The sequence below is a fragment of the Streptomyces sp. NPDC032721 genome, assembly GCF_055579625.1.
This window is the reverse complement of record NZ_JBVIMX010000012.1, coordinates 217,564-229,907: the sequence shown is the minus strand read 5'-3', so window position 1 is coordinate 229,907 and position 12,344 is coordinate 217,564. Positions and strand designations below refer to the sequence as shown.

10 protein-coding genes are annotated in these 12,344 nt (G+C 71.0%); 3 read left to right on the top strand and 7 right to left on the bottom strand.

The genetic code is table 11. The features are described from left to right. Positions 1 to 30: 30 nt before the first annotated feature. Positions 31 to 1,878 (bottom strand): glutamine--fructose-6-phosphate transaminase (isomerizing), encoded by a 1,848-nt coding sequence (gene glmS / locus ACZ5PB_RS25740; protein ID WP_468694079.1) that lies wholly within the window; start codon positions 1,876 to 1,878, stop codon positions 31 to 33. Positions 1,879 to 1,955: 77 nt separating this feature from the next. After that, complete coding sequence (locus ACZ5PB_RS25735) at positions 1,956 to 2,762, bottom strand: hypothetical protein (RefSeq protein WP_468694078.1); 807 nt, start codon at positions 2,760 to 2,762, stop codon at positions 1,956 to 1,958. Between the two features lie 346 nt (positions 2,763 to 3,108). Between ACZ5PB_RS25735 and coaA the strand changes: the two genes are divergently transcribed. Next, entirely contained in the window at positions 3,109 to 4,086 is a 978-nt protein-coding gene (gene coaA / locus ACZ5PB_RS25730) for a type I pantothenate kinase (protein WP_468694160.1), read from the top strand. A gap of 78 nt (positions 4,087 to 4,164) precedes the next feature. Here coaA and glmM read toward each other — a convergent pair whose 3' ends face one another. The 4 genes from glmM to ACZ5PB_RS25710 all read right to left on the bottom strand — a co-directional run bounded on the left by glmM (position 4,165) and on the right by ACZ5PB_RS25710 (position 8,772). Further along, entirely contained in the window at positions 4,165 to 5,523 is a 1,359-nt protein-coding gene (gene glmM, locus ACZ5PB_RS25725) for a phosphoglucosamine mutase (protein ID WP_468694077.1), read from the bottom strand. 169 nt (positions 5,524 to 5,692) lie between these two features. After that, positions 5,693 to 6,220 (bottom strand): 30S ribosomal protein S9, encoded by a 528-nt coding sequence (gene rpsI, locus ACZ5PB_RS25720; RefSeq protein WP_468694076.1) that lies wholly within the window; start codon positions 6,218 to 6,220, stop codon positions 5,693 to 5,695. A 44-nt stretch (positions 6,221 to 6,264) separates the two neighbouring features. Then, positions 6,265 to 6,708 carry a 50S ribosomal protein L13 gene (gene rplM, locus ACZ5PB_RS25715; protein ID WP_468694075.1) on the bottom strand — a complete coding sequence of 148 codons (444 nt, stop codon included), beginning with the start codon at positions 6,706 to 6,708 and terminating at the stop codon, positions 6,265 to 6,267. 435 nt (positions 6,709 to 7,143) lie between these two features. Next, positions 7,144 to 8,772, bottom strand: coding sequence for an ABC-F family ATP-binding cassette domain-containing protein (locus ACZ5PB_RS25710; RefSeq protein ID WP_468694074.1), 1,629 nt, complete (start codon positions 8,770 to 8,772; stop codon positions 7,144 to 7,146). 432 nt (positions 8,773 to 9,204) lie between these two features. Here ACZ5PB_RS25710 and ACZ5PB_RS25705 point away from each other — a divergent pair, with 432 nt between their 5' ends. Next, positions 9,205 to 10,200 (top strand): hypothetical protein, encoded by a 996-nt coding sequence (locus tag ACZ5PB_RS25705; protein WP_468694159.1) that lies wholly within the window; start codon positions 9,205 to 9,207, stop codon positions 10,198 to 10,200. Between the two features lie 105 nt (positions 10,201 to 10,305). Next, positions 10,306 to 11,391, top strand: coding sequence for a hypothetical protein (locus ACZ5PB_RS25700; RefSeq protein WP_468694073.1), 1,086 nt, complete (start codon positions 10,306 to 10,308; stop codon positions 11,389 to 11,391). Positions 11,392 to 11,437: 46 nt separating this feature from the next. On the opposite strand, the gene ACZ5PB_RS25695 is transcribed toward ACZ5PB_RS25700, so the two are convergent. After that, the gene (locus ACZ5PB_RS25695; RefSeq protein ID WP_468694072.1) at positions 11,438 to 12,250 is read right to left on the bottom strand and encodes a hypothetical protein; all 813 of its coding nucleotides are present in this window, start codon (positions 12,248 to 12,250) and stop codon (positions 11,438 to 11,440) included. Positions 12,251 to 12,344 lie beyond the last annotated feature (94 nt).

Sequence of the window (12,344 nt, the reverse complement as noted above, 5' to 3'; positions counted from 1 at the left end):
CCCACTCGCCCACTCACTCGAAACTCACACTCACTCGACCGTCACGGACTTCGCCAAATTCCTAGGCTGATCCACCTCATTGCCCCGCGCCGTCGCCAACTCACAAGCAAAGACCTGCAACGGCACCGTCGTCACCAACGGCTGAAGAAGCGTAGGCGTACACGGCACCCGGATCAGATGGTCGGCATACGGCACGACCGTCTCGTCCCCCTCCTCCGCGATCACGATCGTCCGCGCCCCCCGCGCCCGGATCTCCTGGATGTTGGACACGATCTTGTCGTGCAGCACCGACCGCCCCCGCGCCGAAGGAACGACCACCACCACCGGCAGGTCCTCCTCCACCAGCGCGATCGGCCCGTGCTTGAGCTCGCCCGCGGCGAACCCCTCCGCGTGCATGTACGCCAGCTCCTTGAGCTTCAGCGCACCCTCCAGCGCCACCGGATACCCCACGTGCCGCCCGAGGAAGAGCACGGTGTTCTTGTCGGCCAGCGACCTCGCCAGCTCCCGCACCGGCTCCATCGTGCCGAGCACTTCCTCCACGGCCCCGGAGATCTCCGACAACTCCCGTACGACGTCCCGCACTTCGTCGCCCCACTTGGTCCCCCGCACCTGCCCGAGGTACAGCGCCACCAGGTAACAGGCAACCAGCTGCGTCAGAAACGCCTTCGTCGACGCGACCGCCACCTCGGGCCCCGCATGCGTGTAGAGCACCGCGTCGGACTCCCGGGGAATCGTCGACCCGTTGGTGTTGCACACCGCCAGCACCTTCGCACCCTGCTCCCGCGCGTGCCGCAGCGCCATCAGGGTGTCCATGGTCTCGCCGGACTGGGAGATGGCGATCACCAGCGTCCGCGAGTCCAGGATCGGGTCCCGGTAGCGGAACTCGCTCGCCAGCTCCGTCTCGCAGGGCAGCCTGGTCCAGTGCTCGATCGCGTACTTGGCGATCATCCCCGCGTGGAAGGCCGTCCCGCACGCCACGACGACGACCTTGTCGACCTCCCGCAGCACCCCCACGGGAATCCGCACCTCGTCGAGCGTCAGCTGCCCACCGGCGTCGATCCGCCCCAGCAAGGTGTCCGCGACCGCCTTGGGCTGCTCGGCGATCTCCTTGAGCATGAAGTAGTCGTAGCCCCCCTTCTCGGCCGCCGAGGCGTCCCAGTCCACGTGGTACGCCCGGACCTCCGCCGGGGCACCGTCGAAGCCGGTGACGGTCACCCCGTCCCGCCGGAGCTCCACCACCTGGTCCTGCCCCAGCTCGATCGCGGAGCGCGTATGGGCGATGAACGCGGCCACGTCCGACGCCAGGAAGGACTCACCCTCTCCAACGCCCACCACCAGCGGGGAGTTCCGCCGCGCCCCCACCACCACGTCCGGCGCGTCCGCGTGCACCGCCACCAGCGTGAACGCCCCCTCCAGCCGACGGCACACCTGCCGCATCGACTCGGCCAGGTCCCCGTTCACCGAGAAGCTCTCGGCCAGCAGGTGCGCCACCACCTCGCTGTCCGTCTCGGAGGCCAACTCCCGTCCCCGCTCGACCAGTTCGGCGCGCAGCGAGGCGAAGTTCTCGATGATCCCGTTGTGCACGACCGCGACCCGCCCGGCGTTGTCCAGGTGCGGGTGCGCGTTGGCGTCGGTGGGGCCGCCGTGGGTGGCCCACCGGGTGTGCCCGATGCCGGTCCCCCCGACCGGCAACGGCCGCCCCACCAGCGCCTTCTCCAGATTGACCAGCTTCCCGGCCTTCTTCGACGAGGCCAGCCCCCCGTCCGCGAGCACCGCGACCCCCGCCGAGTCGTACCCCCGGTACTCCAACCGCTTCAGCCCCGCGACGACGACATCAAGTGCCGACTGACCACCGACGTAACCCACGATTCCGCACATACTCGGCAGCGTAAGCCGCCGAGCACCTGCCACCGGGGAACGCCGGGGAGCGTCAGCCCGCCTTCTTCGGCCGAGCGTCAGCCCAGCTTCTTCAGCTGCGCCTCGATGACCCCGGTCGGCTGGGCCGTGACCGTACCGCCCAGGCTGATCGTGGAGAAGGTGGCCAGCGTGCCGCCCTTGCGCACGGCCGCGAGCTTCATGATGACGTCGCCGCCGCCCTCGCCGCCCTCACCGGCCATGGTGATCGTCCAGCCCTGCGCCTCGTCGCCGCCGGTCACCTGGTCGGGAGCGACCTTCTTGATCTTGAGCTTCTCGCCGGCCTGCTCGCCGTTGAAGCCGCCCGCGCACGCCGTCGCCGACTTGCCGAGGGCCGCGTAGGCCTCCTGCGCGCCCTTGTCCGCGTACGACGCCAGCACATCGGCGGTGACCGGCGCGCTGAGCGCTTCGAGGCCGGCCTTGGCCTTCTCCTCGGCCGAGGCCTTCGGGTCGGTCTTCATCTTCGCGGGCTTCTCGATCGCCTTGCGCAGCACCTGGGCGCTCGGCTGCCCCAGCGGCAGGGCGGAGAAGGTGTCCAGCAGCGGCTTGCACTCGGGCTTCTCGGTCTTGACCGATCCGGCCGCGGCCTGGTCCTCCTTCGTGCCGTTCTTCACCATGTGGGTGGTCAGATCGGCCTGGGTGAGGGCCAGCTTCTCCAGCTCGGCAGCCGTGAGGGCCTTCGCCGCGGGCGCCGCGGCCTCCGCGGGAGCGCTGGGCGCCTCCTTGCCGTCCTTCTTGGCCCCGGTGTCGGCGGGCTTGTCGGCCCCGCACGCCCCCACCAGCAGGGTCAGCGAGAACGCGGACACGACGGCGACAGCGGCACGACGACGGAACACGGTACGGCGCATGAAAGGTTTCCTCCGGAAGGAAAAGAAAGGCAAGAAAGAAAAAAGAAGGAAGGAAGAGAACGACGGTCCCCCCGCGCGCAGTTCGCTCGACCCTGTCTCACGCGGAATCCGTGGTGCTCATGAAATGTAGGGCCCGCCCCGGTCCCGCCCAACCGAATTACCCCTGCCCCCGCGGATCGTGACCCCCGCGCGACCCCACCTCCCCCCAATCGAGACGTACTCCCGTACAACCCCAGGTCAACCCCCGTACCGCCCCTCGCGCACCCCTCCCCCGGAGCCACCCCACGTGACCGAGCCCACCACCCCGCAGCGGCCAGAACCGCCGGACAGCGCCGACAATGATGTGGTGATCACTTCGCCGCCACGAAGCTCCCACCGCAGGGCCGAGACGTCCCCGTACCTGGACCTCACCCGTGCCGAGTGGAGCGCCCTGCGCGAGAAGACGCCGCTGCCCCTCACCGCCGAGGAGGTCGAGCGGCTGCGCGGTCTGGGCGATGTCATCGACCTCGACGAGGTGCGCGACATCTACCTCCCGCTCTCCCGCCTCCTCAATCTGTACGTCGGAGCCACCGGCAACCTGCGCGGCGCCCTCAACACCTTCCTCGGCGAGAACGGCACCCAGCGCGGCACGCCCTTCGTCATAGGGGTCGCGGGCAGTGTCGCCGTCGGCAAGTCCACGGTCGCCCGTCTCCTCCAGGCGCTGCTGGCCCGCTGGCCGGAGCACCCGCGCGTCGAGCTCGTCACCACGGACGGCTTCCTCTACCCGATGAAGGAGCTGGAGAAGCGCGGTCTGATGGCCCGCAAGGGCTTCCCCGAGTCGTACGACCGCCGGGCCCTGACCCGCTTCGTCGCCGACGTGAAGGCCGGGAAGGACGAGGTCACCGCCCCCGTCTACTCCCACCTGATCTACGACATCGTCCCCGACGAGCGCCTCACCGTGCACCGCCCCGACATCCTGATCGTCGAGGGCCTCAACGTCCTCCAGCCGGCCCTCCCCGGCAGCGACGGCAAGACCCGGGTGGGCCTCGCCGACTACTTCGACTTCTCGGTGTACGTCGACGCCCGCGCCGAGGACATCGAGCAGTGGTACCTCAACCGGTTCCGCAAGCTGCGCGCCACCGCCTTCCAGAACCCCTTCTCGTACTTCCGCAAGTACACCCAGGTCTCCGAGGAGGAGGCGATGGCGTACGCCCGCAACACCTGGCGCACCATCAACCGCCCCAACCTCCTGGAGAACGTGGCCCCCACCCGCGGCCGCGCCACCCTGGTCGTCCGCAAGGGCCCCGACCACAAGGTCCAGCGCCTCTCCCTGCGCAAGCTCTGAGGGTCTTTCGAGGCATACGAAGAGGGGCCCGGCCGGAGTCACATCCGGCCGGGCCCCTCTTCGTACCGCCCAGAACCCTTAGCCCAGCGCGGACTTCACCACGTCGGCCAGCCGCCCCGCGACGGCCTTCGCCTGCTCGGTGTCGGCGGCCTCGACCATCACGCGGACCAGCGGCTCGGTGCCGGACGGGCGCAGCAGCACCCGGCCGGTCGAGCCCAGCTCACGCTCGGCGTCGGCGACGGCGGCGGCCAGCTCCGCCGAGGTGCCCACCCGGGACTTGTCGACGTCGGGGACGTTGATGAGGATCTGCGGCAGCCGCGTCATGACACCCGCGAGGTCCGCCAGGCTGCGGCCGGTGGCGGCGACCCGGGCGGCCAGCATCAGGCCGGTCAGGGTGCCGTCGCCGGTGGTGGCGTGGTCCAGGACGATGACGTGCCCGGACTGCTCGCCGCCGAGCGCGTACCCGTTCTCCTTCATCGACTCCAGCACGTAGCGGTCACCGACACCGGTCTGGACGACCTCGATGCCTTCGGCCTCCATGGCCAGCTTGAAGCCGAGGTTGGACATGACGGTGCCGACCACGGTGTTCTTGCGGAGCTGACCGGCCTCGCGCATGGCGAGCGAGAGGACGGCGAGGATCTGGTCGCCGTCGACCTCGTTGCCCTGGGCGTCGACGGCCAGGCAGCGGTCGGCGTCACCGTCGTGCGCGACACCGAGGTCGGCGCCGTGCTCGACGACGGCGGCCTGCAGCTTCTCCATGTGGGTGGAGCCGCAGCCGTCGTTGATGTTGAGGCCGTCGGGCTCGGCACCGATGGTGACGATCTCGGCGCCCGCCCGGGCGAAGGCCTCCGGGGAGACCCGGGAGGCAGCGCCGTGCGCCTCGTCGAGGACGATCTTCAGTCCGTCGAGGCGGTTGGGGAGCACGCCCATCAGGTGGGCGATGTACTTGTCGAAGCCCTCGTCGTAGTCCGTGACACGGCCCACGCCGCCGCCGGTCGGACGGTCCCAGGCCTCACCGCTGCGGTGCTGCTCGTAGAGCTTCTCGATCCGCACCTCCAGCTCGTCGGCCAGCTTGTGGCCGCCGCGCGCGAAGAACTTGATGCCGTTGTCGGGCATCGCGTTGTGGCTCGCCGAGAGCATCACGCCGAGGTCGGCGCCCAGCGCACCGGTGAGATACGCCACCGCGGGGGTGGGCAGCACACCGACGCGCAGGACGTCCACGCCCGCGCTCGCCAGACCGGCCACCACGGCGGCCTCCAGGAACTCTCCCGAGGCTCGCGGGTCGCGGCCGACCACGGCCGTGGGCCGATGGCCCTCAAAAGTGCCGGCCTCGGCGAGTACGTGTGCCGCCGCGACCGACAGGCCGAGCGCCAGCTCCGCCGTCAGGTCCGCATTGGCCACGCCGCGCACACCGTCGGTGCCGAAGAGTCGTCCCACAGCTGTCCTCCGAAATACTCCGAAAAAGCAAACCCCTGAGCGTTTTCTGCCCGTTATACGCCCGAGGGGATCGATAAGGATCTATCCGAACTAAACGAACGCCCCGGTGGCACGAAGAGTGCCACCGGGGCGAACGGTGAAGCGTGTGCAGCGGCCAGCAGGCGCGTGATTAACGCTTGCTGTACTGCGGCGCCTTGCGGGCCTTCTTGAGACCGGCCTTCTTGCGCTCGACCGCACGGTCGTCACGCGAGAGGAAGCCGGCCTTCTTCAGGATGGCGCGGTTGTTGTCGACGTCGGCCTCGTTCAGCGCACGGGCGACACCGAGACGGAGCGCACCGGCCTGGCCGGACACGCCGCCACCCGCGATGCGGGCGATGACGTCGTAGCGGTCGTCGAGCTCGAGCACCTTGAAGGGCTCGTTGACTTCCTGCTGGTGGACCTTGTTCGGGAAGTAGTCCTCGAGCGTACGCCCGTTGATCTTCCACTTGCCGGTGCCCGGAACGATCCGGACGCGGGCGATGGCGTTCTTGCGACGGCCAAGGCCGGCGGCGGGCTGCGGGTCGCCGAAGCGGCCGGCGAGCGACTCGCTGGTGTACTCGCCCTCGACGGGAACCTCCGACTCGAAGGTGGTCACCTCAGCGAAGGTCTCTTCGCCCTCGGTGCCCTCGACGGGGGTCTCAACAGTGGTCTCGGCCACGATTCTCCTCAGATCTTTCTGTACGTCTTAGGGGGTGGCCGGAACTACTGCGCGACCTGGGTGATCTCGAACGGGACCGGCTGCTGAGCAGCGTGCGGGTGCTCGGAGCCCGCGTAGACCTTCAGCTTCGAGAGCATCTGACGGCCCAGGGTGTTCTTGGGGATCATGCCCTTGATGGCCTTCTCGACGGCCTTCTCGGGGCTCTTCTCCATGAGCTCGTCGTAGCGCATGGAGCGGAGGCCGCCCGGGAAGCCGGAGTGGCGGTAGGCCATCTTCTGGGTCTTCTTGTTGCCGGAGAGGTGGATCTTCTCGGCGTTGATGATGATGACGAAGTCACCCATGTCCATGTGCGGGGCATAGGTCGGCTTGTGCTTGCCCCGGAGGAGGTTCGCTGCCGTGGTCGCCAGACGACCCAGGACGATGTCCTGAGCGTCAATGATGTGCCACTGGCGAGTGACATCGCCGGGCTTGGGGCTGTACGTACGCACTTCGTAGCCTTCGCTTCTTCAGTGGATGGGATCCAGACACACCTGAAGCGATCATGCAGCTGGGGCCCGCACTGCCGGGAACACCGCCCGTATGCGAGCCACTGGTAACTGCTCCAGGGAACCTACGCAGGGCCCCTTCACACAAAAGCGAGGAAGCCCATACGTATAACAACACCCGAGGCTACCCGCCCCACCCCGCCCGGGTCAAAACGCCCCCGAGCCCCCGAGCCCCCTTGGGCGGCGGCCCCACCCCCACCCGTTGCCCCGCCCCCTTGGGCGGCGGGGCCGCCCGCCGAGCCCCCTTGGGCGGCGGGGCCGCCCCCCGGGGGCGGAACGGGCGGGCAAGGGGGCGGCCCCCGACGGAGTCGCACCCCTCGCCCCCGCCCCACCTACGCCCCGGCCCCACCTGCGCCACGGCTCCCCCCAACACCCACCTCAACGCACCCGCTCCACCCTCCTCTCATCCCACACCGGCTCCACCGTCTCCCGCACAACCCCATCCGACCCGAACACCAGATACCGATCGAAGGACTTCGCGAACCACCGGTCGTGGGTGACCGCCAGCACCGTCCCCTCGTACGCCTCCAGCCCCTCCTGCAACGCCTCCGCCGACTCCAGGTCAAGGTTGTCCGTCGGCTCGTCGAGCAGCAGCGCCGTCGTCCCCCGCAGCTCCAGCAGCAGAATCTGAAAACGCGCCTGCTGCCCACCCGACAGCCGGTCGAAGCTCTGGTCCCCCTGCCGCTCCAGCTCGTACCGCCGCAGCACGGACATCGCGCCACCCCGGTCCTTGGAGTGCTCGCTCCACAGGATGTCGACCAGCGTCCGCCCCATCAGCTCCGGATGCGCGTGCGTCTGCGCGAAGTGCCCGGGCACCACCCGCGCCCCCAGCTTCCACGCCCCGGTGTGCTTGACGTCCTCGCCGGCCAGCAGCCGCAGGAAGTGCGACTTCCCGGACCCGTTCGACCCGAGAACAGCCACCCGCTCCCCGTAGAAGACCTCAAGATCAAAAGGCTTCATCAGCCCCGTCAGCTCCAGCTTCTCCACGGTCAGCGCGCGCACCCCGGTCCGGCCGCCCTTCAGCCGCATCCGGATGTCCTGCTTGCGCGGCGGCTCCGGCGGCGGCCCGGCGTCCTCGAACTTCTTGAACCGCGTCTGCATCGCGTGATACCTGGACGCCATGTCCGGGCTGATCGCCGCCTGCCCGCGCAGCCGCAGCACCAGCGCCTTGAGCCGCGCGTGCTCCTCCTGCCAGCGCCTGAGCAGCTCCTCGAACCGCTCGAAGCGCTCGGTACGGGCCTGGTGGTACGTCCCGAACCCGCCGCCGTGCACCCACACGTCGGAGCCTGCGGGGCCCGGCTCCATGCTGACGATCTTCTCGGCGGCCCGCGACAGCAGCTCCCGGTCGTGGCTGACGAAGAGCACCGTCTTGCGGGTCTCCTTCAGCTTGGCCTCCAGCCAGCGCTTGCCCGGCACGTCCAGGTAGTTGTCCGGCTCGTCGAGGAGCAGTACTTCGTCGGGCCCGCGCAGCAGCGCCTCAAGGACGAGGCGCTTCTGCTCACCGCCACTGAGCGTGCGCACCTCGCGGAACTGCGCCTTGTCGTACGGCACACCGAGCGCGGCCATCGTGCACATGTCCCAGACCGTCTCGGCCTCGTACCCCTGCGCCTCGGCCCAGTCGCTGAGCGCCTGCGCGTAGGACATCTGCGCGGCCTCGTCGTCGACCGTCATGATCAGGTGCTCGGCCTTGTCGACGGCCGCCGCGGCCTCCCGGATCCGGGGCGGCGACACCGAGACCAGCAGGTCCCGTACGGTCCTCTCGTCGCGCACCGACCCGACGAACTGCCCCATCACGCCGAGCCCGCCGCTGGCCGTGACCGACCCGCCGTGCGCCTGCAGCTCGCCGCCGATGATCTTCAGCAGGGTGGTCTTGCCCGCCCCGTTCGCCCCGACCAGCGCCACCACGGCGCCCTCGCCCACCCGGAACGAGACGTCGCCGAGCAGCACCCGCCCGTCCGGCAAGTAGTACTCGACGTGTCCGACCTCAAGATGTCCCATGCCAGCCATTCTCACCGCCCGCGCAACCACACCCCAACCGGATTACAGTGCGCGGGGCCCCGGCCCGCCCCGCACCCCCTGCCCCAGCAGCCGTACGTCGCCCCGGCCCGGGTGGCTAGGATGCGCGGCATGAGCTTCGGGCATGGGGGACCCACCGGCGGCCCCGCGGGACAACCCCCGCACGACGACAACCCACCGCAGCAGCAGGGCAGTTACAGTGCCACGCCCGCGCCGGACCCCTCGGCCCCCCAGCCGGAGCCGAACCCGTACGCGGCGGCGCCCGCCCAGCACGGCCCGTACGGCACCCCCCAGCCGCACGCCTACGGAACCCCGCCCCAGGGCCCGTACAACGGCGCACCACACCCGCAGCAGCCCACCGCGAACCCGTACCTGAACGCCCCGCCCCCACACACCCAGCCGGCCCGCCAGCCCGCAGCGCCGATGCCCCCGGTCCAGCTGGTCCAGGACAACTCCGTCCAGGCAGCACCGGGCCACGCCGCACCGGGCCAGGCCCCGGCAGGCCAGGGCACGCCGCCGCTACCGCCCAGCCCGCTCTCGCCGGGCACACCCGGCATCGGCACCGGCACCGGCCCTGGCCAGGGCCCCGGCGCGGCCCCGAGCTCGGGCCCTACCCCCGACTGGGCCGCCCTCGCCGACGCCGCCGCGTCCCGCACCCGCCGCAAGCGCCTCCTCTACGTGGGCGGCGGCGTGCTGGCCACCCTCGTCGTGGGCGCCCTGGTCGCCACCGCGGTCGTCTCGGCCGGCAACTCCTCGTCGTCGGACGGCAAGAACTCCGCCCTGCCCTCCCCGGAGAGCCTGCCCACCGAGTCCACCGCGCCGAAACCCTCCTTCTCGCCGGTGGCACCGCCGCCCCCGCCGGACCCCAAGGAGTTCATCTCCAGCGCGGAGAAGGACAAGGCCCCGCTCAGCGCGGACACCCTCTTCCCGGGCAACTCCCTCACCCTGGAAGGCCGTTCGTACACCAAGGGCGCCACGAACCGGACAACCGACTGCGCCGCCGCCTCCCAGGGCGCCCTCGGGGGCATCCTCACCCGCAACGGCTGCGACCAGGTCATCCGCGCCACCTTCCACAAGGGCGGCACGGCGGTCACCGTCGGCGTCGCGGTCTTCAAGACCGAGGCCCAGGCGCTCAAGGCCAAGAACCAGGTGAAGGACGGCATCGCCTCCCTGCCCGGCTCCGGCGTCCCCACCTTCTGCCGCAACGGCACCATCTGCCGCAAGACCGCCAACTCCTACGGCCGCTACGCCTACTTCACCGTCGGCGGCTTCACCAACAACAAGACGGACGTCACCACCAAGGACAAGCCGGTCTTCGCACTGGGCGACGACACCGCGAAGTACACCTTCCTGCGCATCGTCGAACGGGGCCGCACCCAGGCCTCCGCCGCCGCCTCCTCCGGCACCCTCAACGGCTGACGTCCCCGCAGCCCCGCCTCCCCCGCCCCTGGCGGCCCACCCACCCCCTGACTAACCTGTCCGCCGGGGCGGCGCCGGTCCGCCACGGTCGGGGGGCTGCACCACATGGACAAGAAGAACGACCAGCAGCACTCCACACCCCCGGCCCCGGACTCCCGCCCGGCCACCCCGGACCAGCCGGCCACCCCCGAAGAACCCCCCACCCCCGCCAAGGGCACCCCCACGCCGACAACCCCCCGCCCCACCCCGGACGAGGACCGCCCCCGCTCCCCCTGGCCCAGCCTCCCGGCCCCCACCTTCACCAAGGACCCGCCCACCACCGCCCTCCGCACAAACCCGGGCACGAGCCCAGGACGAGCCACAAGCACCGCCGCGAACGCCGACGCCGACACGGACCCCAGCACCGGCACCGCCCCCGGCCCCGGGAAGCCCTCCCCCGCACCCACGGCACCCACAGCACCAGCGGCCCCCACCCCCCGCCGAGCCAAGGCCCAGTCGTCCCCCCACGACCCGCCCACCACCTCCCTGCGCTCGCGCACCCCAAGCGCCCCCGGCGCCTCCCGGCCCCGGCCCGCCACCCCCAACGGCCCGGCCCCCGCCCGGGCCCGTGCCCACACCGGACCCAACCCGGCAGTCCCGCAGCCCGCTGCCGCGCCCTTCCACCAGCACCGCCAGTACCCGGACGACGAGCCCCCCGCCCCGCACCGGCCTGACCTCGACGACGACGCGCTCCAGGCCGCCCGCCGCCGTCGCGCCACCGGCTTCACCACCGGCGTCCTGCACGCCCTCGGCTTCACCCTGCTCGCCGTCTACGAGTACTTCCGGGCCGCGGTCAGCAACCTCTCGCCCGCCCAGCTCGCCGCGGGCGGTACCACCGAGCTCCGCGAAATCGCCCGCACCCAGGCCGACTTGATGAAGCAGAACTGGTACGAGGCCTTCAGCGAGCTGGCCCGCATCCTCACCTTCGACCAGCCCCGCGCCGTCCTGTGGGCAGCGGTCCTCATCGCGATCGTCGTGCGCTTCAACCGCAGCGGCCCCGCGCTCCTCCAGATCGGCCTCTCCGTCCTGGCCGCGGGCTACTGCCTCCTGCTCGCCCTCGTCTGGTTCCCCTTCCTGTACGGCCTCGGCGGCGCCAGCTTCGCCGCGCTGGCCGCGTCGGGCGCCCTGCTCTGGGCCACCACCCGCCGCTGACCACCCTCACCGACACCCACAGCGCAAGCCCCGCCCCGCCCGGCCGCTACCCCTGATAAACCATCGTGCAGAGCAACGTCCCGCCCCCGTCGACCTGCCACGACCAGTAGTACGTCCGGTCCCCCGAGGCCCGCGCGCACTCCCCCGGCCCCCGCCCCGACCCCGGCCCGTACACCCCGGTGATGTGCAGGATCGTGTTGTACGGGGCCGCAGGCCGCTTCGCGCCGCAGTCGACGGCCGTCATCGCCCCGAGCCGCATGCTCGTACTGCCGCCGTCGGTCTTCTTCTCCGCCAGTACGCAGTACCCCGGCTTGTACTGCCGGGTCAGGCACAGCACCCGCTTGCGCTCGTCGGTCACACTCACCACGTACGACAGCCCGTCGCCCGTCGGACAGGCGCTCCAGCCGGTGCGCACCGCGCTCACCCGGCTCAGCCCCGCTTCCCCGGAACAGCCCGCCTTCTGCGGTATTCGGGTGTTCCAGCCCTTGCCCGTATCGAAGAGGGCGAGACAGTCCCCGGCCCGTATACCGGCGAAGGCCGCAGCCCGCTCCTCCGCGTCGGGCTCGTCCTCCCGCTCGCCCCCGTCGGGCTGGTCAGCGCCGGCCCCTGCCCCTGCCCCGGCCGAAGCGGCCCCCGCGGACTTCCCGGAGGCCCCGCCCGAAGGCACCGTCCCCGACGCTCCCGAGGTCCCGGACCCACCGGGGGCCTCCGCCACCCGCGGAATGCCCAGCGCGGCCCCCACCGAGCCGACCCGCTGCTCGCCGCCGCCCTTCTCCAGCACGCGCGGCAGCACCCCCACCACGAACAGCAGCACCGCGACGAACAGCACCCCCAGCCCGCGCTTCTCCGCCCCCGTCATGAAACCCGCCCCCTCAGAGCCCCCGTACCTCACCCGAGTCGCTGTCCAAAAACACCATCGCACAGCCCACTGACAATGCCCCGTGCCAAGTCAC